22 protein-coding genes are annotated in these 21,005 nt (G+C 44.0%); 7 read left to right on the top strand and 15 right to left on the bottom strand.

Annotation, left to right across the window (positions count from 1 at the left end; translation table 11 throughout):
• Nucleotides 1–156 precede the first annotated feature (156 nt).
• Nucleotides 157–2,178, top strand: a complete 2,022-nt coding sequence (locus GJV22_RS18605; protein ID WP_163717428.1) for a cache domain-containing protein — start codon at nt 157–159, stop codon at nt 2,176–2,178.
• On the opposite strand, the gene GJV22_RS18610 is transcribed toward GJV22_RS18605, so the two are convergent.
• The 4 genes from GJV22_RS18610 to GJV22_RS18625 form a co-directional block, all read right to left on the bottom strand.
• The gene (locus GJV22_RS18610) at nt 2,175–3,530 is read right to left on the bottom strand and encodes an ATP-binding protein (protein WP_163717429.1); all 1,356 of its coding nucleotides are present in this window, start codon (nt 3,528–3,530) and stop codon (nt 2,175–2,177) included. The two genes, GJV22_RS18605 and GJV22_RS18610, sit on opposite strands and share 4 nt — an antisense overlap.
• 4 nt (nt 3,531–3,534) lie before the next feature.
• Nucleotides 3,535–4,056, bottom strand: a complete 522-nt coding sequence (locus GJV22_RS18615) for a TlpA family protein disulfide reductase (protein ID WP_205461950.1) — start codon at nt 4,054–4,056, stop codon at nt 3,535–3,537.
• 147 nt (nt 4,057–4,203) lie between these two features.
• Nucleotides 4,204–5,151: a phosphoribosylaminoimidazolesuccinocarboxamide synthase gene (locus GJV22_RS18620; RefSeq protein WP_163717433.1), complete on the bottom strand. Its 948-nt coding sequence runs from the start codon at nt 5,149–5,151 to the stop codon at nt 4,204–4,206.
• Nucleotides 5,144–6,148: a PhoH family protein gene (locus tag GJV22_RS18625; protein ID WP_163717435.1), complete on the bottom strand. Its 1,005-nt coding sequence runs from the start codon at nt 6,146–6,148 to the stop codon at nt 5,144–5,146. Before GJV22_RS18625 ends, GJV22_RS18620 begins: the two co-directional genes overlap by 8 nt.
• Nucleotides 6,149–6,371: 223 nt before the next feature.
• On the opposite strand from GJV22_RS18625, the gene GJV22_RS18630 reads away from it, so the two are divergent.
• Together GJV22_RS18630 and GJV22_RS18635 are read left to right on the top strand one after the other, a co-directional pair.
• Entirely contained in the window at nt 6,372–9,347 is a 2,976-nt protein-coding gene (locus GJV22_RS18630) for a glycosyltransferase family 117 protein (protein ID WP_163717437.1), read from the top strand.
• Between the two features lie 97 nt (nt 9,348–9,444).
• Nucleotides 9,445–9,906 carry a globin domain-containing protein gene (locus GJV22_RS18635; protein WP_163717440.1) on the top strand — a complete coding sequence of 154 codons (462 nt, stop codon included), beginning with the start codon at nt 9,445–9,447 and terminating at the stop codon, nt 9,904–9,906.
• A 45-nt stretch (nt 9,907–9,951) separates the two neighbouring features.
• Here the strand turns inward: GJV22_RS18635 and GJV22_RS18640 are convergent, their stop codons facing one another.
• The 3 genes from GJV22_RS18640 to GJV22_RS18650 are packed head-to-tail and all read right to left on the bottom strand — an operon-like array spanning nt 9,952 to nt 11,091.
• Nucleotides 9,952–10,299: a hypothetical protein gene (locus GJV22_RS18640; protein WP_163717442.1), complete on the bottom strand. Its 348-nt coding sequence runs from the start codon at nt 10,297–10,299 to the stop codon at nt 9,952–9,954.
• Nucleotides 10,300–10,312: 13 nt separating this feature from the next.
• Nucleotides 10,313–10,879, bottom strand: a complete 567-nt coding sequence (locus GJV22_RS18645) for an RNA polymerase sigma factor (RefSeq protein ID WP_163717444.1) — start codon at nt 10,877–10,879, stop codon at nt 10,313–10,315.
• Nucleotides 10,861–11,091, bottom strand: a complete 231-nt coding sequence (locus GJV22_RS18650; protein WP_163717446.1) for a DUF3098 domain-containing protein — start codon at nt 11,089–11,091, stop codon at nt 10,861–10,863. Before GJV22_RS18650 ends, GJV22_RS18645 begins: the two co-directional genes overlap by 19 nt.
• A gap of 183 nt (nt 11,092–11,274) precedes the next feature.
• Between GJV22_RS18650 and GJV22_RS18655 the strand changes: the two genes are divergently transcribed.
• The gene (locus tag GJV22_RS18655) at nt 11,275–12,141 is read left to right on the top strand and encodes a DNA/RNA non-specific endonuclease (RefSeq protein WP_163717448.1); all 867 of its coding nucleotides are present in this window, start codon (nt 11,275–11,277) and stop codon (nt 12,139–12,141) included.
• A 19-nt stretch (nt 12,142–12,160) separates the two neighbouring features.
• On the opposite strand, the gene GJV22_RS18660 is transcribed toward GJV22_RS18655, so the two are convergent.
• From GJV22_RS18660 to GJV22_RS18685, 6 genes are all read right to left on the bottom strand, one after another.
• Nucleotides 12,161–12,814, bottom strand: a complete 654-nt coding sequence (locus GJV22_RS18660; protein WP_163717450.1) for an outer membrane beta-barrel protein — start codon at nt 12,812–12,814, stop codon at nt 12,161–12,163.
• Between the two features lie 333 nt (nt 12,815–13,147).
• Nucleotides 13,148–13,315 carry a hypothetical protein gene (locus GJV22_RS18665; RefSeq protein ID WP_163717040.1) on the bottom strand — a complete coding sequence of 56 codons (168 nt, stop codon included), beginning with the start codon at nt 13,313–13,315 and terminating at the stop codon, nt 13,148–13,150.
• Nucleotides 13,316–13,383: 68 nt separating this feature from the next.
• Complete coding sequence (locus tag GJV22_RS18670) at nt 13,384–13,545, bottom strand: hypothetical protein (RefSeq protein WP_163717452.1); 162 nt, start codon at nt 13,543–13,545, stop codon at nt 13,384–13,386.
• A gap of 3 nt (nt 13,546–13,548) precedes the next feature.
• Nucleotides 13,549–13,941 carry a hypothetical protein gene (locus tag GJV22_RS18675; RefSeq protein ID WP_163717454.1) on the bottom strand — a complete coding sequence of 131 codons (393 nt, stop codon included), beginning with the start codon at nt 13,939–13,941 and terminating at the stop codon, nt 13,549–13,551.
• Nucleotides 13,942–13,981: 40 nt separating this feature from the next.
• A complete protein-coding gene (locus GJV22_RS18680; RefSeq protein ID WP_163717456.1) occupies nt 13,982–14,392 on the bottom strand; it encodes a toxin-antitoxin system YwqK family antitoxin in 411 nt (136 codons plus the stop codon).
• A gap of 39 nt (nt 14,393–14,431) precedes the next feature.
• On the bottom strand, nt 14,432–14,860 hold the full coding sequence (locus GJV22_RS18685; RefSeq protein ID WP_163717458.1) for a hypothetical protein: 429 nt from the start codon (nt 14,858–14,860) through the stop codon (nt 14,432–14,434).
• 653 nt (nt 14,861–15,513) lie between these two features.
• On the opposite strand from GJV22_RS18685, the gene GJV22_RS18690 reads away from it, so the two are divergent.
• A complete protein-coding gene (locus tag GJV22_RS18690; protein WP_163717461.1) occupies nt 15,514–16,254 on the top strand; it encodes a DUF6261 family protein in 741 nt (246 codons plus the stop codon).
• Nucleotides 16,255–16,319: 65 nt separating this feature from the next.
• Here GJV22_RS18690 and GJV22_RS18695 read toward each other — a convergent pair whose 3' ends face one another.
• Nucleotides 16,320–17,030, bottom strand: coding sequence for a DNA alkylation repair protein (locus tag GJV22_RS18695; RefSeq protein ID WP_163717463.1), 711 nt, complete (start codon nt 17,028–17,030; stop codon nt 16,320–16,322).
• A gap of 108 nt (nt 17,031–17,138) precedes the next feature.
• Nucleotides 17,139–18,134 carry a class II fructose-bisphosphate aldolase gene (locus GJV22_RS18700; RefSeq protein ID WP_163717465.1) on the bottom strand — a complete coding sequence of 332 codons (996 nt, stop codon included), beginning with the start codon at nt 18,132–18,134 and terminating at the stop codon, nt 17,139–17,141.
• A 258-nt stretch (nt 18,135–18,392) separates the two neighbouring features.
• Between GJV22_RS18700 and fbaA the strand changes: the two genes are divergently transcribed.
• Both fbaA and GJV22_RS18710 read left to right on the top strand, forming a co-directional pair.
• Entirely contained in the window at nt 18,393–19,472 is a 1,080-nt protein-coding gene (gene fbaA, locus GJV22_RS18705; protein WP_163717467.1) for a class II fructose-bisphosphate aldolase, read from the top strand.
• 144 nt (nt 19,473–19,616) lie between these two features.
• Nucleotides 19,617–20,981, top strand: a complete 1,365-nt coding sequence (locus GJV22_RS18710) for a sodium-dependent transporter (RefSeq protein WP_163717469.1) — start codon at nt 19,617–19,619, stop codon at nt 20,979–20,981.
• Nucleotides 20,982–21,005: the final 24 nt, after the last annotated feature.

Below are 21,005 nucleotides of genomic sequence, written 5' to 3' on the forward strand. Positions count from 1 at the left end.
GTCTTCAGCTCTTTAAGTGCAAATATTAAGGTGTATTTTCAAATTGGACACTTCCATCGGTATTTTGTAACTATTTTGAAGAAACACTGACATTATTTCATTATTTAGATAATTTAGGGTCGGATTTCAGATTAACTATTCAAACCTTAAAGATTAATGGGAAAGAATATAGTTGCACCACGAATACCTGAGTACATTAGGAAGATTGTCATTCTCTCAACGGTTTTGATAACAGTGGGTGTAGGCTTTACATTTACAATCCAGCAATTTGTTTTCTACCAAAGGACGAGTAAACAAATGCGGGAGGATGTTATTGAAAAACACAAGCAGTTTATCAAGGATTTGGTGGCTATAGAGGTTGAATATATTGCTAACCAGAAAAAGGAATTTGACAACCGAATAGCTGATGAGTTGAAAGAAAGCGTCATTAAAGCCAGTCAAGTTGCAGAGGTCCTTTATTCGAATTATCATAATTCGATGGCGGAGGGGGAATTACAAAAACTGATTATTACAGCTGTTTCTTCATTGAGAAGTTTCTCTCCATACTCACATGTTTTCATTAATCATTTAGATGGAAGAGGTATCTATTATCAAGGGAATCCTGAGTTTAGCGGAAAGGATCTGTTGGATATGGAAGATCGCCATGGTAATTTGGTTGTTCAATCCGAGATTGAACTTATTCATGAAAAGGGAGAAGGTTTTCTAAATTATAAACTTGGCTCATTTGGAGAGCATGATGAGTTGACAGCAAAGGTTTGTTTTGTAAAGAAGTTGCCGCATTATAATTGGTACTTGGGATCAAAGTGCTATTTAGATGATTATTATGGTGATTTTAAGTTGGAGATTGCCCGAAAAATCAGTTCCGAACGTTTTCGCCTTGGTGGTTATGTTTTTATGAATGAACTAGATGGTCATCCTGTTGTGTTGGATGGAGAAGTTTACAAGGGGGATTTCAATTTTAATGATGGGACCGATACACATCGGCAACAAGTATTCAAAGAGCAAGTAGAAGCGGCAACAAGTAGTGCTGAAGGTGGATATTTTAGTTATAAGTGGAATAAAATAGGTGAAGAGGAGAATTCGGAAAAGATTTCGTATGCCAGTTTTTTTAAACCTTGCGGTTGGATTATTGGAGCCGGCTTCTATGTTGAAGATATTGAGTCTGAAATTCAAAATCAGAATGCCGAGTTGAAGAAGGGGCTTCTTTGGAATATCATCCAAATTTTGTTGATTCTTGCTATTGCAGTGGTGCTTGAACTGTATTTACTGTACCGTTTTAAGAAAAACTTTCAGGCAGATTTTTATCATTTTACGCGGTTTTTCCGGGTAGGAAAAGGGCGATACCAACGAATTAATTTGGACAAGATTCATTTTCGGGAATTTCGAAATATGGGGAAGGTGGCAAACGAAATGATAAAGGAGCGTGCCCGGGTTCATGAACAATTGGTGGAAGAACAATATCGGGCGCAAGAATCGGATCGGCTGAAAACAGCCTTTTTGGCCAATATGTCACATGAGATTCGAACACCGATGAATGCTATACTTGGGTTCTCTGAGTTATTGAACGATGAAGAGATTGCTCCGGAGGTTCGGAAGGATTTTGTGCGCTTAATTCTCCAAAATGGCGAGATGCTTATGACTTTGATTAATGATATCATTGATATTGCTAAAATTGAGTCGGGGCAAATCGCAATAAATCAGGCTGAGTTTAATTTGAATGAATTGCTGGACGATTTATACCGACATTTTGAGGGAGTTATTGAGAAGGATCCGAATAAGGATATCACCATTGAAATGCAGAACAGGGTTTCGGAAACTTTCGTGTGTAATTCAGATGAATTCAGGTTGAAACAGGTTTTATACAATTTGATCGGTAATGCCATTAAGTTTACGACTACCGGTTCTGTTCGGGTGGAGGTCGAACTGAAGGACGGTCGCCTCTATTTTAAGATTATCGATACAGGTATTGGCATCTCAAAAGAGGATCTCAAAAGTATTTTTGAGCGTTTTATGCAAGCGGGTAATCATTTGTCGAAACATTTTGGCGGAACCGGTTTGGGACTGGCAATATCCAAGAATATTGTCAACTTATTGGGGGGCGAAATCTGGGTCGAGTCGGTGGAAAATCAAGGCTCTGAATTCCAGTTTTATATTCCGGCCGCTATTGTAACTGATTAAGCGCTAAGGGGAAGGTAAATAAAGAATCGGCTGCCTTGGTTTGGTGAACTTTCAATGCCAAGTTTCCCTTTATTTTTCTGCAGAAAGTCTTTACAAATCTTCAGTCCTATTCCGCGATCTTTTTCGTAATTGGCTTCGTTGTATCCAATGGCGATCGGATCATCTTCCATGATTTCGTCAATCATATCCCGAGACATGCCAACTCCCGTATCAGCAACAGTCAACAATAGCCGATCCTTTGCAACTTGCGAGTAGAGTGATATTTTTCCGGAAGTGCGAGTGAATTTTACGGAGTTTGAAATAATATTTCGAATTACGATGTTGATCATTTCCATATCGGCATAAGCGTAATGATTATCATCGACATGGTTTTCAATCGTGAAGTTTTTGTGCTTGATCGAGCTAGTGAATAGCATCAGGTTTTCTTTGACTAAACTACCGATGCTTATTTTTTGTGGATTGACAGACAGGTTGCCGGTTTGGCTTTTCGACCAGTTCAACAGGTTTTCAAGCAGGTTGAATGAGCTGTCTACGACCTCTCTCGATTCATTTAAGATACTTTTCAGCTCTTTCGGATCATCCATGTCTTGTTCCACAATCAAATCGAAAATGCCTTTCACGCTTCCAATGGGGCCGCGAAGGCCATGACTGATCAATGAGAACATGCGATCTTTTTGCTCGTTCAAGCGCAGGAAATATCGTTTTACCTGCAAATGTTTTTGCACTGCAATAATCAGGGCAATGGCGACAAGCACCAAAAGTCCGATAGCTGTGATCAGAAAAATGTCATTGGCTTTTTGCTTTTCTTGCTGAACAGCGATCAACCTGTTCTCAGTGTTCGAAATTTCTTCTTCAAATTGGTTTTTTAAGCCGGCGATTTGGGTTTTCTGGCTGGCAGTAGTCAGGCTGTCCTTTAGATTTTGGTAGTCTTGCAGGTGGGCTAAAGACCTTTGGAAATTTCCTGATTGCATTAAAATGTCGGATACCTTTTTATGCAGACGAAGTGAATTTTCTTTGTCACCCAGTTTTTCATTCAGGCGTATGGCTTCCTCGTAACATTCAATTGCTTTTGGTTTGTTGTCGAAGCCAAAGTAATTTTTGGCGAGATTTTCGTTTGCCAAAGCTGCTTCGCCCAGAAGACCATATTTTTGGGACAGATCCAATGCAGTTTGGCTCAGTTGCATGCTGGTCATGAAATTTTCATTATCAGCTTCCATGCCGGCAAGCTCATTCAACGCATTGATTTTTTCGCGGATATTTTCAAGCCCGTTTTCATTGGCAGCAAAAAGCAGCGGAGTCCAAAACAGACTCACAGCAATGAAAAGTAAAAATGTTTTTAAGCTTCGGGCCATTATCTCAATTTAATTGATCTTCTATTGTTTCTTTCAATTTAGCAAATTCATTCTCATCGAAGCCAATCGAACTGTAAATTATTTCTCCATTTGCATCAATTAAAAAATTGCGTGGAATAAATTGGGTGGCAAATTTAGAATAAATTTCTCGTTTGGGGTCTGCTATGATGTTGAAATTGAATGCTTTTTTGTCTTTGAATGCTTTCATTTCCTGTTGGCTATGTTCACGGCCAATAGTCAATAGAACGAAATTGGGGTTGTTGCTATATTTATCGAAAATTTCTTTTTGAACATGTGGTAATTCTTGCATACAGGGGCCGCACCAAGTAGCGAAAAAATTAACAAGGACGACTTTTCCCCTTAAATCCTGAAGTTGATGGGTTGCTCCGTTTTCGTCAATGAATGAAAAATCGGGGCACTGTTGGCTAACAGCTACCAGTGTCGATGAATCTGATCCCTCCTGAGCTTTCAGATTAATAGTTAGGAAGTTAAATGCAACCAAAAATAGAAGAAACCACGCTTTCATTTCGATTGGAATGGATTTGTGAAAGCAATATAGAAATTATTCGCAAGAATGCTGTTGCATATTGTTTAATTATCGGGGGAGTTATTAACTTCCGGCTGTTAATTGCCGGAAGTTAATTTTTTGTCAATGAGGTACTGACGACGCAGCTTAAATTGTTTCCAGAAATTTGCTCACGTTCGTCTCAATCCGGGACTGAATTTGCTCGATATCCGATTTCACAAATTCGTCACCGGTAATGTTTTCAAACAGCTCAATGTAGCGGTCGGTTACCGATGTTACAAACGCTTCGTCCATGTTTGGGATCGTTTGTCCTTCTTTTCCCTGGAAGCCGTTTTCGATTAACCATTGGCGAACGAATTCCTTCGATAATTGCTTTTGTTGTTCTCCTTTTGCCAAACGTTGTTCGTAGCCTTCGGCATAGAAATAACGAGATGAGTCGGGCGTGTTGATCTCATCAATCAGGTAGATTTTTCCATCTTTTTTACCAAATTCGTATTTGGTATCTACCAGAATCAATCCTTTCTCAGCTGCCATTTGTGTTCCGCGTTCGAATAACTTCCGGGTGTAGTCTTCCAGCATTTCGTAATCTTCTTTACTGACCAAACCGGTGCTGATAATTGCCTCGCGCGAGATATCTTCGTCGTGACCTTCGTCCTCTTTGGTTGTCGGAGTCAGGATCGGCTCAGCGAACTTTTGGTTTTCAATCATTCCTTCAGGAAGTGGAATGCCGCAAAGGCTGCGTTTGCCGCTTTTGTATTCGCGCCATGCATGGCCGGTCAGGTAGCCGCGAATCACCATCTCAACTTTGAAAGGTTCGCAGGCATGGCCTACCGTTACATTGGGATCGGGAGTTGCAATTTTCCAGTTGGGAACAATGTCTGAAGTCGCGTCCAAAAATTTAGCGGCAATTTGGTTCAACACCTGTCCTTTGTAAGGAATTCCTTCGGGCAGGATAACGTCGAATGCTGAAATACGGTCGCTGACAACCATTACCAGGTATTCGTCATCGATGTTGTACACATCGCGTACTTTACCGTGGTAAACACTTTTTTGTTTCGGAAAATTAAAATCCGTTCTGGTCAATGCTTTAGTCATTTTCTTCTAATTTATTTTGTGATTTTCGTTCTTCTCTTTTGGCCATCTGCAAGTGGTAGTCCTTGTCGTAGGCATCAACAATGTCACGAACCAAGCGGTGACGGACGATGTCATTTGTGTTGAATTGAACAAAGGAAATACCCTCAATGTTTCGCAGAATTTTCTTCGCCTGCAGCAGTCCTGACTGGCTGACTGAAGGCAAATCAATCTGGGTTTCGTCGCCGGTGATAATGAACTTGGCATTCATCCCCATTCGGGTTAAAAACATCTTTAATTGGTTGAGGGTGGTGTTTTGCGCTTCATCCAAAATAACAAAGGCGTCGCTCAGTGTTCGTCCCCGCATGAAAGCCAGGGGTGCAATCTGAATGATGCCGTCTTTTATAAATTCTTCCAGCTTTTTGGCGGGAATCATATCCTGCAATGCATCGTACAACGGCTGCAAATATGGGTCAATTTTTTCTTTTAAGTCACCGGGAAGGAAGCCCAATCGCTCACCGGCTTCAACTGCTGGGCGGCTGAGAATGATGCGCCGTATTTCACGGTTTTTCAAAGCGCGAACAGCCAATGCAATCGCCGTGTAAGTTTTTCCTGTTCCGGCCGGGCCAATCGCGAAAATCAAATCGGCCTTGCGGCTCTCATCGACCAAAATCCGTTGGTTGGGGGTCTTCGCCCGAATGGGTTTCCCACTGTTTCCGTGGAGCAACACATCGCCCGGAGCAACATTCAGCGACTCCAATGCCGTCAGATCATTGTTTAAGATCTGGCGAATAGTGTCTTCCGGTAAAATATTGAATTGATGATAGTGGTCGAGCAGGAGTTGCAACTTTTGCTCAAAGGATGCACTTTCCTTTTTGTCGCCATGGACAATCAGCTGGTTTCCGCGGCTAATAATTTTTAGTTTGGGGAAGAATGCTTTGATGAGGTCAATCTTGGCATTGTTTACACCATAAAATTCAAGAGGATCAACCCCTTCGAGCAAGATAAGCTTTTCAAACATAAATTTGTTTTCCGGTACTTTTTTGTGTTCACAAAAGTAAGAAAAAATGTTTGGACTATTCCGGATGATTTGGTCTGTTATCGAATCTTTTTACAGTGGCGATTTTGGTAGATGCTGGGCTAAGTGATGTTGATTTTCCTACCGTGTTCTCGGTTTTCTTCACTTTTCGACAATGAACCTCTCGGATTTCGGGTGTATCACTTGAAAACAAATTTTCCAAGTCATGACATTCAGCAAAAAGAATCTTCTGTGGGGCTGGCTGATTTTCGCCCTGGCCCTAATCGTTTACGTGTTAACCCTGGAGCCGACCATGAGTTTGTGGGACTGTGGTGAGTTTATGGTTTCGGCTACGAAGTTGGAGATTTCGCATGCCCCGGGTGCACCGCTTTTCATGCTGATCGGAAGGGTCTTTTCGCTTTTGAGCTTTGGTGTGCCCGAACGGCAGGCGGTCATGGTCAACCTGGTTTCGGCATTGTCAAGCGCCGGAACGGCCATGTTGCTGTTTTGGACGTCGGTGTGGCTAATGCGTAAACTGGCGACAGACAAACCCTGGTTGGTTTGGTTAGCTTCGGGCATCGGAGCGCTGAGCTTTGCTTTTACCGATTCGTTTTGGTTTTCGGCTGTCGAAGCTGAAGTGTACGCTATGTCGTCGTTGTTTATGGCTTTGGCATTGTGGGCAGCCACCCGTTGGGACGAAGAGGCTGGCGAGCCGGGGGCGAACCGTTGGATGTTACTGATCTTCTTTTTAACCGGTTTGTCCATCGGTGTGCATTTGCTCAATTTGTTGGTGATCCCTTCGATTGCACTGGTCGTCTATTTTCGGACGTATCAATTCTCCTGGAAAGGAATCATGCTTGTCGTGTGTGGATCGATGGGGCTGATCTTTTTCATCACTTCGGTTTATATTCCGGGCGTATTTTCGCTGGCTGGTCCTTTGGAGTTGTTTGGTGTCAACTCGCTTCACCTGCCGTTCAACTCCGGTTTTTATATTTACCTGGTTTTGTTAATCGCTGCTTTTACTTCAGCGCTGCTTTTTACGCACCGCCGCGACAAAAAACTGTTGAATCTGGTTGTTTTGTGTGGCCTGTTTCTGACTTTGGGATACACCTCTTACCTGGCGGTTTTTATCCGGTCATCGGCTAACCCTCCGGTCGACCAGGGGAACCCCGAAACGACTTTCGAGTTGATTAACTACCTGAAACGGGAGAACTATGGCACACGACCAATCTTATATGGCGAAAATTTTGGTTCCGTTGCGAGATCCTACCACGATCGAATCAGCTATGTTGCCGAGGGGGACCACTATGTGCCGGTGAAACTGAATCCGGAAGTCGAATATGAATCGGAAACCATTGGCTTTTTCCCACGGATGCACAGCAAGGACGGGAATCATCAGAAAGCTTATGCCGCCTGGGTTGATTTGAAGGGAAGGACGGTAAACTATCGGAATTCACAGGGGCAGCAGGAAGAAACAACCATCCCGACTTTCGGCGAGAGTCTGCAATTTTTCCTTCGATACCAGTTTGTGCAGATGTATTGGCGCTACTTTATGTGGAATTTTGCGGGCAAGCAGGATGATGTTCAGGGGCTGGGCGGGCCGGCGCATGGCAACTGGGAATCGGGCATTCCGTTCATTGACGAAGCTCGCTTGGGACCGCAGCACAATTTGCCCGACGAGCGAGAAAATAACAAGGGGCGAAATCACTATTTCTTTTTACCGCTCATTTTGGGCTTGATTGGACTCTTTTTTCACTACAAGAAGGACCTGAAAACATTTGGCGCACTTGCGCTGCTGTTTGCAATTATGAGTGTCGGGCTTGTGGTTTATCTGAATGAAGTTCCGCAAACGCCCCGCGAACGCGATTATGTGTATGTGGGGTCCTTTTATGTGTTTGCCCTTTGGGTTGGTGTTGGCGCTTTGGCAACGCTCGTATTTTTACAGCAACGGCTGAAAAACAGGTTGGCAACGGGCATTGGCGGAGCTTTTCTGTTGGCTGCCGGACCGGGGATTTTGCTGGCTCAAAACTACGAGGATCACGACCGGTCGGGGCGCTATACCGGGCGCGATTTAGCCCGCAATTACTTGGGAAGTTGCGAGCCCAATGCCATTTTGTTTACCCACGCCGACAATGACACGTACCCGTTGTGGTATTGCCAGGAGGTTGAAGGAATTCGGCGGGATGTGCGGGTTGTGGTGATGCCCTATTTGAATGCCGGCTGGTACTTGCGGCAAATAAACCGGAAGGTATACACGAACGAGGGGCTTCATCTTGCTGTCCCGCTTGCGAAATATGAAACAGGCAAAGTCGATTATGTGCCGGTTATTTCGCGTATTCAGACCGAGCAAGCAATGGCGAAGGTGCTCGATTTTGTGGCCAATGACTCCTCTCAAACCAAAGTGGAGCTGCAAAGCGGTGAGCGTATCGATTATGTTCCATTGACGAAAATCAGGATTCCGGTTGGTACAGATAGTTTGTCCGTCAACCTAAACAAAAAGTATATGCAGCGAAATGAGCTGGCGTTTTGGGATATCATCGCGTCGAATGCGGGCGAGCGGCCGGTTTATTTTACCTCGTGGGCCGACCCGCAGGATTTTGGTCTGGCGAATAATTTGCGGTTCGATGGGATGGTGTACAAACTGGTTGCTATCGAAAAGTCATCCGAATCGGATACAGACATGGGCCGTATTGACACGGCGGTATTGTACGACAAGCTGATGAACCGGTGCAATTGGGAAAACCTCATGGATGAGTCGGTCTATTTTGACTGGCACCACCGGCGAATGTTTGCCGTGATGAATATTCGGGCTGCGTTTTATCGTTTGGCAGATGCGTTGATTACTGAAGGGGATTCGACCAAGGCATTCGAAGTAATCAAAAAGGGGGAGGCTATTTTGCCCTTCCGGCTGTGGCCGGTCGACTATTGGTCGTGCCTGGCTAATGCGCAGTATTTTGAGATTGGACAACAGGAGGCAGGTATGAAACGGCTGAAGGAGCAAGCTCGCCAGTTGGAGCAATGGATCGGTTATTTCAGTCAGTTCGATCAAAATCAACAGTCGGCTATTGCTGAAGAACGAAACTCAAAACTCTATCTCTATCGGGAATTGTTTCAACTCGCCGTTCGCTACGATTCGGAAACAGCAGATCGGATGATAGCTAATTTTGAGCACTATTTGGCGGTATTTTCCTTCGATGAATAGTTTGTTTTTTCTTCCCAAAGCTGGCCCTGGTCTTGAACTTTCAAGACCACATAAGGGTTATAGAGGTAAAATTCAGAAAAAACCAAGCCTTACAGAGATGGACTTTAAGATAACACCGATGCCTTTTGGATTGAGGCTCAATAAATACCAGCCCGACAACGAGCTGTATACGATTTTAGGCGAAGAAGGAATTCGCCAAATGGTGAGTGATCATTACGATCTGCTGGCCGCCAGTAAAATCAAACATTTATTTCCGGATGATGAAAAAGGATTGGAAGGCGCCAAGCAACGCTCGGCCGACTTTTTTATCCAGCGTCTCGGTGGACCTGATTACTTCAATCAGCGCCGTGGTTCACCGCAATTGGCATCGCGCCATTTACCGTTCCGTATCAATGCCGAGGCCCGAATGATTTGGTTGCAAAGCTATGCCAAAGTGTTGGGAAAACTGGAAAATGTTCCCGAGCCGGTTATTGAAGCGTTTTGGAACTATATCCACGATTTCTCGAACTGGATGGTGAATACACCCGATCGACCTTCAATATTATTTGCTAAGAAGTAGTGGGCTATTTTGCCCCACCGATAATCCTGTGCTTTTTGCTCCCAGTTAAAACTTTTGTTCGCCGGTGGTATCGCCGGGGAGGATGAGTAGAGCGGAGTCGAGAACCCGCGATTGATCGACCCGGGTGCTATCGGCCGTAACCGGGAGTTGTGGGCTGAAATTGAAATTGGGGCGGATCGCGAGGAATGCCAGTAAAATACTGGCAAAAGCTAATTTGGTTGCCAGTTGGCGGGTACTGAAAATCCAGCCGAAGAAATCTGAAAATGAATTCTGACGAACATGGTAAGCTGCCGAACGTGCCATGAAAGCTTGTTGCAAACGAGCTTCGGTTGCCGGATTGGCTACCCCCACGTAATCCTGTTGAATCAGCTCTTTAATCGATTTTGTTTTCATTGTTGATCGTCCTTTAAAATTCAATTTCGTCTTTTAAATACTGAAACTTATCCGCTAAAAACTTGCGGGTGTTGAACAAGCGCGATTTAACGGTGCCCGGCGCAATGTCGAGTATTGCTGCAATATCTTTTACCGGAAAGCCTTCCCTGTAATGCATCAGGAAGACCGAACGGTGTTCGTTGCTCAGTTCGTCGAGGCTGGCAAACATGCGGCTTAGCAATTCCTCCTGGCTAATGGATTCAGGCAGAACCGGAGGCAGTTCGTGTTCGGTGAGCGGTTTGCCGTTCCGAACTTCCCGTCGCCGGTATTCGTTTTTGCACAGGTTGTGGGCCACCGAAAAAATCCAGGTTTTAAACGAATAATCCGGGTTGAAACGTTCCGGTTTCTCAATAACTTTCAGAAAAACCTCTTGCAGGAAATCGTTGGCCAGCTCATCGGAATTACCCAGCATGCGAAAGAAATAATAGTACAGCCGTTGCTGATAGCGCCGGTACAGCTCGGTGAAAGCCTGCTGGTCGCCGGATGCTATGAATTGCATCAGTTCTTCGTCGCTGTATGTTGTTATTTTTCTTCCGAACATGAAGCTTTCGGTTTCCTCATTATTACATAAATTATTGCTGCGTAGCCAATCAAAATAATCATCGGAGCCAAGGTGATTCGGCGAAAGCTGAAAATTGCCGGATCAAACTCATTGGCCGGATGTTTGGCGGGGCCGCTCATCAATGCAAAGCCTAAAATTAATAAAAGCAGGATGAAAACCAGCTGAATATATTTCTTACGACTAAATAACATGCGTGTGTTTTAAGATTCAGTACACGCGAAATCGGGGAGGTTCATTTTTTCAGGTATAAAATTTATTGTTCCTGGTTGTCATGTTTTTTATCGACCGGGTTTTGTTAATTAATTTGTTGAGGCTAGCTGATTCGGATTCGTTTTAAGATGTAGTTTTGGCGCTATTCGAACGATTCTAAAAGCATGAAAAGACTACTGTTGACCGCTGTTTTATTGTGTTGGGCTGCTATTCTGTTTGGGCAGAAGTATTTGCCTTCTTCCCATGGAGAGCTTGTTGAACACACTTATATCACGCTTTCCTATAGTGAAGCAAACGAACAGGCCGAGTGGGTTTACTATGAATTGACCCCGAAGTTTGTTGCCGGAAACATCAAACGGTCAGATAATTTTCGTCCGGATCCGAAAGTGTCAACAGTCTCGGCACAACTTGCAGACTACGCCGGCTCAGGTTACGATCGCGGACATCTTTGTCCGGCTGGTTCAATGACGCTAAATGCCACGGCCATGTCGGAGAGTTTTTACCTATCAAATATGTCGCCTCAGCTCCCGGAGTTTAACCGCGGAGGATGGAAGAAGTTGGAGAGCTTGGTTCGGGAATGGGCTGTTGAATACGATCGGCTATATGTGATTACGGGCCCTGTTTTAAAAGGTACTAACCGTCATATTGGTCTGGACAAGGTAACCGTTCCTAATTTTTACTACAAGGTTATTTATGCGCCGAACCAAGGAATGATGATTGCTTTTGTGATGCCGAACGCAAAGATCGATCATGAGTTGAATGAATATGTAGTGGATGTCGATGAAGTGGAACGGGTAACCGGTATTGATTTTTTTGAGGCGATGGATGATCAATTGGAGAATCAATTAGAGTCGAATGTTACGGCGTCCCGATGGGATTTTGACGGTACACAGGCAAGACCGAAAATGGTTGAGAAAGCCAAAGGCGAAACCTCAGGCGGACAGTGCCAGGGCATAACGGCCAGCGGTAGCCGGTGCAAACGGAAAGCCAAAGCAGGCAGCAAGTATTGTTTTCAGCACGAAAATTTGTAGGACTTAAAAGCCAAATTTATTACCAGATATTGGAAAGCGATTCAAAAAACTCGGACGAGTCAGCATCTTCTGTCGAATGAATTGTGATCCCCAATGTGATGCTAAACGTTTGGAATGTGGCGGTCGTTAACTCGTAGTCTGCATTGTTGGATGGAAGGAGCAAGTGCATGTTGGGTAGGTAATTGTACCGCACTTGCAGCGCTATGGCGTTGACAAAGGTGACTCCTAATCCGGCGGAGAAATTTGGCCCGCGGAATTCGAACCGGTTTTCGGGATCTCGAATTTCCGACCGGTCGTGGCTAAATGCCAATCCGATCCCGGCTTCGGCAAACGGCTTGAAATTCATGTCCCGATTCGGTTCAAAATGGTTTAGTAAGTTGAAGGTGAAATAGCCCGACCACAAACTTGTGGTTTCACCATCGTATTCGTTTTCTTCGCTGCCCGAGGCGGTGTATTCAAATTGAGGTCCAAGCGACCAGTACGGTGCCCGGCGGAGTGGATGCATCCGGTAGTCGATATTTACACCTAAGAATCCGTCGTGGGTGAGTTCATTCTTTAATTCGCTTTGTGGAATTGTGATAAAAACATTGGCCGACATTACTGAGCCTTTTCGTTCGGGGAGCTCGCTCTGGTTTTTCTGAGCAGCTAGCAGCAAGGGGAGTAGTGTGGTCATAAGGATGACCAGGATTTTGGTTTTTTTCATGACAGTCGGAGGAATACGACTTTGGTGCGATGTACTCTGGCTTTTTCTACGGGAAACGGGATTAAAAGTGACCATCTTCTTTCATTAATTAGTCAACCTAGGCGGGGGATCGTGAGCATTCGTTTTTAAGTCGAAGTTTCCGTATCGGAAAAGAGAATGACTTGCGTAAATCGGTGGGGAAAGAATCAGACTTCAACGAAAAATCCCGGACGAACAGCTTGTAACGACTGAATAACCGGGATTTTAGTTTATGCGAATTGAAGCTTGGCGCTTTTCATTTTGACGACCGATACATACGGCTGGCTATGGCTTATCCACTTTTCGAATAAGCTCGCGCAGCAATTCGTTTTGTTCTTTGCGTACGTCGACCGAGCGGTTCACCCAGGTGTTAATCAGGTAAAGGATGCCCGCGACGATTAGTAGGTATAATACGGGGAACAGAAAAGCAACAAGCGGAAAGAAAGACATCATGTTTTGAATATTTAGTTTGTTATTTACTTGGTGTTAATGGCTGAATTTGTGGGTTTGATATCGTGGATTTACGGTTCCATCTTTTTAATAATTTCACGCAACAAGTCGTTTTGTTCTTTCTGATACTTAAAATGTTTTCGAATCAGGTAAATGATGCCCAAAACGGCGGCAGCCAATAGGGCCAGATTCAGTAAGATCCAATGTGAAGCGGCGAGAGATACAAATTCCATGTTTTATGCTTTTTTTAATTGTTGTAAGCCGGCGTTCAACCCCTTTCCGACAAAAATTAAGATGACACCAAATAAAAGGTAGTCCCAATTTCCGGCAGTCAGTTGAGGCCGGTTGTGCATGGCAGAATGGGTGATTGCACCCAGAATTGTGTGGAGCACGTTGCCGATAATAAAACCCCAGCCACCAATTGTAAACAACTTGTGCAGGATGGTGAAGAGACCTGTGATCTCCTCTTTTTTTGGTTCTGTTGCCGGGCTGATAAACTTATCGCGAATCAGGTTGAAAAGCATGACCGCCAGGTAAGCAATAACAAGGAGTAAGACGAGCTTGACAAATAATGCAGCGTAATTACTGAAGAGGCTTGAGCTGAGGTTGAATGATTGTGCTTGGTTCATTTTTGTAGTGCTATGGGATGATTGTTATTATCGTTGTCGGTTATTTTGCTTGGTTTAATTCGACGGGGGCGACTTCGATCTCAGTTTGTTTTTGTCCGTTCAGATATGTTGTTCTTCTGATAAGTTGGCCTTTTTCGTCGTATGAAAAGTAGTCGCCGTTTTTGAGATTGACAGTGTAAGTGGTTAGTTCTTTTAACTTACCGTTCGGATAAAAGCTTTTCGATTCGCCTTCCAGTTGGGCATTCAGGTAGCTGCGTTCTTCCCGAACTGTTCCATTTTCGAAGAAGCTGTAGCATTTTCCGGTGAAGGGCTCGCTGCCTAAATAAGCAGAACGACCGTCTTTGCCCTTCCAGTTTATTTGATCACAGTTGCACGAATCAACGTTGGCTTCCTGGCAGTGTGCAGCCATTGAGATGACAAAGCAGGCGAAGAATAAATAAAGTGTTTTCATGTTTTCGGGGTTTGTTATGTTGAACTGTTTTCGAAACGATTATTCCTGGTAGAGTTCGGGCGTGATCGAAATCTTGGTGATGAAAATGCCGTTCCGGTCTTTGTAGTTATAATCCATAATGATGTGGTTGTCGCGGAAGGACGCCATGTCGGGATGGGTTTTCACGTTGTTCACCAAAATGGGTTGTAAGTAATCGGTGAACGATTCAATATCAATCGAATCTTTATCGGTGTTAATCAGCGTGTAGTTGTATTCGAGTCTCTTGCCGGGAGCGGCCACTGCATTGTCGAGACGGGTTTCGGCGTCGACCATAAACGGGCAGTTTTTATTCATTTCCTGCGCGGTCTGCATCAGCACTTTGTCAAAACCAGGCGCTTTAAATACAGTTTGCTGTAAAACCACCATAACGATTACGGCAACGGCTGTGCCGACGATTTGGCTAATTCTTTTTTTCTTTTCGGGTGTCATATCAGGTTATTTAAAGTTTAGTCGGTTTGTTTCTGCGGTAACGATTTATTGGCAGTCCTTTCGATCCCCCTAAATTACGAAACTTATCAGAATAATTCATTCGGTTAGGTATCATAATTTAGATCGCTTAAATCCAGGTGCTTTTTTTAAAATTGTTTGTGTATTGGTTATGTTCTGAATATCCGCGGGGGAATAGCACGAGTACACTTCAACAACGCGAACCGCAGCCTCCCCGGGGACGGTATTGTCGACCTGCAAAAGCTTGTTGCGTTGCGTCGGCAGGTTTTTGTACTGCTGCAAGAGCTTCCCCACGGTGTCGGCAACAGTTTGCGGGCATGCAAAAGCTTGTCGTAGGGTGTCGGCAACAGTTTGCAGGCTTGCAAAAGCTTGCCGACGCAAGCAAGTGGCACTTCAGTAATTATCGAAACGGGGCGTCTCGTTCTGGGTTGAGGAATTGATGTTGTCGTTGTTTTTGCTTGATTTGTACGGTGTATTTGCTTGAATATCTTTTTTGTGTAGCTATTATAATATAATTAAATTTTTAAAAGACAGACGTTTTTGTTTAATGATTATAAACATATTTTAAAGTATTGACTTTTATTTCAGAAGGGGATAATTTGCACAAAAGTTTCAATCAATAAATCATTAGCCCCATGCCTAAAATCGAATCGATTAGTTTGAGCCGTCTTCAAAATAATGAGCATTTTCAATTTATGACCGACCTCGATGCCCTTTTTGTGAAGTACAATGTCGAAATGTTAGGAATCAATAACCTTTATCCCGACTTTCAAACTGCCTTGGCAAAAGAAGATGCCTGTATGAAAACAGAATTGGGTAGTCTTAAGTCGAAGTCGCTTTCGGAAATCGATTGTTTACGCGATCAAACCTGGTCGGCCATTCGTGGTCGGGTCGATGCCACCTTGTCGAGCCCCTTTGAGGTTGAGCGGGAAAGTGCCCGTGCTTTAATGCGACTGATCGTTCTGTATGGCAATGTGCGAAAAATGACCTACAATTCGGAAAGCGCAGCTCTTAGTAACCTGGTTTCAGATATGCAAAGAGTGGTAAATGCGGGTTATTTAATGAGTGTCGGCGTTGGACCTTGGGTTGAAGAGCTGGGGAAGCAAAACGAGGCATTCGTGCAGCTAATGAACGACCGCAATGCCGAATATTCGGAACGTGGAAGCGGCGATATGCGTAACGTGCGGGTATTGATTGATCCGATCGTTGAGCAGATTATTGAACGCATCAATGCTTCTTTGGTACTCGATATTGCCGCAGCCGAAGTGACCCCTTTTACCTTGGAACTGAATGAGAAGATTAAATATTACGAAAAAATAGTTCAAGCCCGTTCCGGTAAGAACCAACAAAATGAGATGGCGTCGGAGGAATCCTGATGCTTACGCTGGGAAGGATACTAATCTCCCGGCCTCCCGTTCCCCGCGGGAGGCTTTTTTTGTGTTTAACGCGTGGCCATGGCTTGTGCTTTCAGCTCTTTGGGCATTTTCTCAATGGCATAGCGCAAAGCCGTTCGCGGCATGATGGCCTTTTTGCTGATTACATAATTGAAAACTTCCTGTTGGTGCGCGTCGGCGGCCACTTTCAGCATCCAGCCGTAACCTTTTTGTACCAGATCATCGCTGTCGGTTAGCAGCAGGTCGGCAATTTCGAAGATGTCGGAAAGAAATTTACCGCGGCGGGCCGGAATAATCAGGCTGACCGCTGCTGCTCGCTTCACCCAGCGGTTTTCGGATTGGGTGAAGGCTTTCAAGTTTGAAACTAACTGCGGATAAAGCATCACCAGATCGCCAACCGGGTGATTGCAGAGTGTGTCGCATTGGGCCCAATTACTGACATCGTTTTTGATCCACTTTTCAAACACCGCAAAATCGGCAATGGTGTAACTCTTGCGTAGCTCGTAAGCCCAGAGGCAGGCAATGATCGCTTCTTCGTGGTAGCCCGATTGCCAAAGCTGGTCACACAAGCCAAATATTTCCGATTTCGGAAGACCTTTGATTGCTTTATAGCTCGTTTTGCTGAGCGTACGAATCGAGGCAGCTTTTAGACCGTAAAGTTTGATGGGCTCTTTGAAAAAACGTTGACTGCTTTCGGCGGTTGCCGGGTCAGCCAGCTGTTGTAACTCGGCGCGAATGTCGTGGATAATTGTGTGCATGTTTGTTTTTGTGTAAAGTTACGGCGATTGAAACAAAACAGCCGGGATTCGGCACAAAAAAAGGATGACCAATTGGCCATCCTCTTTGAAAATATAGTGCGTGTTTGTTTACGCTTGTTGTGCAGAACCCAAAACTTCCATGTTTTTGTGCATGTACAATTTTTTCAATTCGTCGCGAGCAGGTCCGAGGAATTTACGAGGGTCGAATTCACCTGGTTTTTCGATGAACACTTTGCGAACAGCAGCAGTCATGGCCAAACGACCATCAGAGTCGATGTTGATTTTACAAACAGCTGATTTCGCAGCTTTACGCAATTGCTCTTCAGGGATACCAACTGCAGCAGCCAATGTACCACCGTTAGCGTTGATTTCGTCAACATATTTCAATGGAACAGAAGACGCACCGTGCAATACGATTGGGAAACCAGGAATGCGTTTTTCAATTTCTTCCAGGATTTCGAATTTCAATGGTGGTGGAACCAATACGCCGTCAGCGTTTTTAGTACACTGAGCAGGAGTAAATTTGTGAGCACCGTGAGAAGTACCGATAGAAATAGCCAGTGAGTCAACACCAGTACGTTTTACGAAATCTTCTACTTCTTCAGGTTTTGTATAAGTTGAGTGTTCAGCAACTACGTCGTCTTCAACACCGGCCAATACACCTAATTCACCTTCAACTGTTACACCGTGAGCGTGAGCGTATTCAACTACTTTTTTAGTCAACGCGATGTTTTCTTCGTATGAATGGTGTGAACCGTCGATCATAACTGAAGAGAAACCATTGTCGATACAGTCTTTACACAATTCGAATGTATCACCGTGGTCTAAGTGAAGTACAACCGGGATTTTGCAACCCAATTCTTCGGCATACTCAACAGCACCACGAGCCATGTTACGCAACAAAGTAGCGTTGGCATATTTACGTGCGCCGGAAGAAACCTGAAGGATTACAGGAGATTTTGTGTCTACACAAGCTTGAATGATTGCCTGAAGTTGTTCCAGGTTATTGAAATTGTATGCAGGAATTGCATAACCGCCGTCAACCGCTTTTTTGAACAGTTCTTTCGTGTTAACGAGCCCTAAGTCTTTGTAACTTACTGCCATTTTGATGATAAATTAGTTGATAAAAATTACTTTTTTCTTTGGTTTTTCCGGTTTCGAAAGAAACAATTCTTCAACTCCAATTGAGCGTTGTCTCTCTGTTTTTTCAAAACCGCAACAAGTTTAGTAAATATTTAAGCATTTGAGGGGGTAAAAACCAGTGGAGCTTTTTGATTTTAAACTAAGCTTAACACATTTTAGTGAACATTTCTGTAACTTCGTAGTTTTGGGTTTAGTTGTTTATTAAAATTCATTTTAACAATGGGAAAAATTTCTGATCACATTAAGCCTGGAGTTGTGACCGGCTCTGATTTACAGTTACTTTTCAAATTGGCTAAAGAAGGTCAGTTTGCAATGCCAGCTGTAAACGTTGTAAGCTCAAGTTCTGTGAACGCTATATTGGAAGCTGCTAAAGTTGTTGACTCTCCGGTGATGATTCAATTTTCAAACGGAGGTGCACAGTTTTATGCCGGTAAAGGTTTAAAACTTGACGGGCAAGGTGCTCAAATCGCCGGTGCTATCGCCGGAGCTAAATACATTCATGAAGTTGCTGAATTGTATGGCGTCCGTGTTGTTTTGCACACCGACCATGCTGCAAAAAAATTATTACCTTGGATTGACGGTCTGCTGGATGCGGGAGAAAAATTCTATGCAGAAACCGGAAAACCATTGTTCTCCTCTCACATGATTGACTTGTCAGAAGAGCCATTGGCAGAAAATATCGAGATCTGTAAAACATATCTTGAGCGTATGAGCAAAATCGAAATGACACTTGAGATTGAATTGGGTGTTACCGGTGGAGAAGAAGATGGTGTGGACAACACTGAGGTTGACAATGCCTTGTTGTACACGCAGCCAGAAGAAGTATCTTTTGCCTACGAAGAATTGCTGAAAATCAGCCCGAACTTCACGATTGCTGCTTCGTTTGGTAACGTGCATGGTGTTTATAAGCCAGGTAACGTTAAGTTGACTCCGAAAATTCTGGATGCTTCACAGAAGTATATCGTTAAGAAATTTGGTTTGACAGATGAAAAACCGGTGAACTTTGTATTCCACGGTGGTTCAGGTTCAACTCGTGAAGAGATCCGCGAAGCAATTACTTACGGTGTTATCAAAATGAACATTGATACGGATACTCAATGGTCATACTGGGATGGTGTGCGTGCTTACGAAGCTGCGAACCACGATTACCTGCAAGGTCAAATCGGTAACCCAGGTGGCGATGATAAGCCAAACAAAAAGTACTATGATCCACGCGTATGGATTCGTAAAGGTGAAGAAGCAACAATCGAGCGATTGAAAGTTGCATTCGAAGATTTGAACTGTATCGGTCGTAACTAATTATCCGGTATAAAATATTTATTAAAGCTCTCCGAGGTTCGGGGAGCTTTTTTTATTTTTTTGTTCAAAGTGAATAATTTTGCACTTTTAGCGACAAATTGCAACAAAATAACCGAAAGAAATTTCAAATTAAAATCCTGAAGAATGACAGAGAAGCGAAAAGGTGGGAGAGCAGAGTTTTCCAGTAAATTTGGTGTTATTGCGGCTGCGGCCGGTTCGGCTGTAGGGCTGGGAAATATTTGGAAGTTTCCTTACATCACCGGAGTTTACGGTGGAGCAGCGTTTCTCTTTGTGTATTTGGGGTTCATTGCGGCAATAGGTTTGCCGGTGATGCTTTCCGAATTGTTAATTGGCCGGAAAGCGCGACGCAATGCCTTTGGTTCGTTTAAAAAATTGGCTCCCAATTCGCCCTGGAAATTAGTCGGAATGCTTGGCGTAGGCGCCGCATTTATGATTTTGGCGTTTTACGGAGTGGTTGCCGGTTGGAGTGTCGAGTATGTTGTTGTTTCGGTGCTAAACGGCTTTAAATCGCAGACCCCGGAACAGTTGAGCAACATGTTTGGCGAATTTATCGCAGCGCCTTACCGACCGGTTCTGTATCAGTTGTTCTTCATGTTCCTTACCGGCTTGATCGTAATGCTCGGGATTAAAGACGGGATTGAGAAGAATGTGAAAATCATGATGCCACTGTTGGTTGTGATTATTGTCGTACTTGATATTCGAGCGGTAACATTGCCAGGCGCTGGCGAAGGCTTGCGGTTTTTGTTTCATCCTGATTTTTCAAAATTAAGTGGTGAGGGTATCTTGAGCGCTTTGGGGCATGCTTTCTTCTCGTTGAGCTTGGGGATGGGGACATTAATTACTTATGGATCTTATATTGATAAAAAGAATAACCTGATAAATACCGCAATTAATGTGACTGTAGCCGATACGCTTATCGCGATTTTAGCGGGTGTGGCTATATTCCCCGCCGTATTTGCGTTTGGTATCGAAGCAAGCAGCGGTCCCGGGTTGGTGTTTATTACGCTACCCAATGTGTTTCAGCAAATGCCGGGTGGTTATATTTTCTCTATTCTGTTTTTCTTGTTGTTAACAGTTGCAGCACTAACGTCTTCCATCTCAATCTTGGAGGTTGTTGTCGCTTATTTTCACGAAGAACTTAAGTTGAAGCGGAAGGTGGCAACCGTTTTTGCAACGACAATTATCGCACTGCTTGGTGTTATTTGTTCCCTTTCTATGGGCATTTTCGACCAGTATACATTCTTTGGGTTGAACTTCTTCGATTGTTTGGATTGGATTTCAGCGAACTTGCTTCTGCCATTGGGCGGTCTGTTTATCTCCCTGTTTATTGGGTGGAAATTTGGACGTAAAAAGGTTCGTGCTGAAATTGAAAATGGTGGAAGTATTTCTGAAATGCTCCTTTCTGTTTTCATGTTTCTGGTTCGCATTGTGGCTCCGATAGCCATAGCCATTGTCTTTCTGAAGGGTATTGGGTTGTTGAATATTTAACTTAGTCTGTTTTTCGGTGATTAC

This window comes from Mangrovibacterium lignilyticum, assembly GCF_010882175.1.
Classification (GTDB): domain Bacteria; phylum Bacteroidota; class Bacteroidia; order Bacteroidales; family Prolixibacteraceae; genus Mangrovibacterium; species Mangrovibacterium lignilyticum.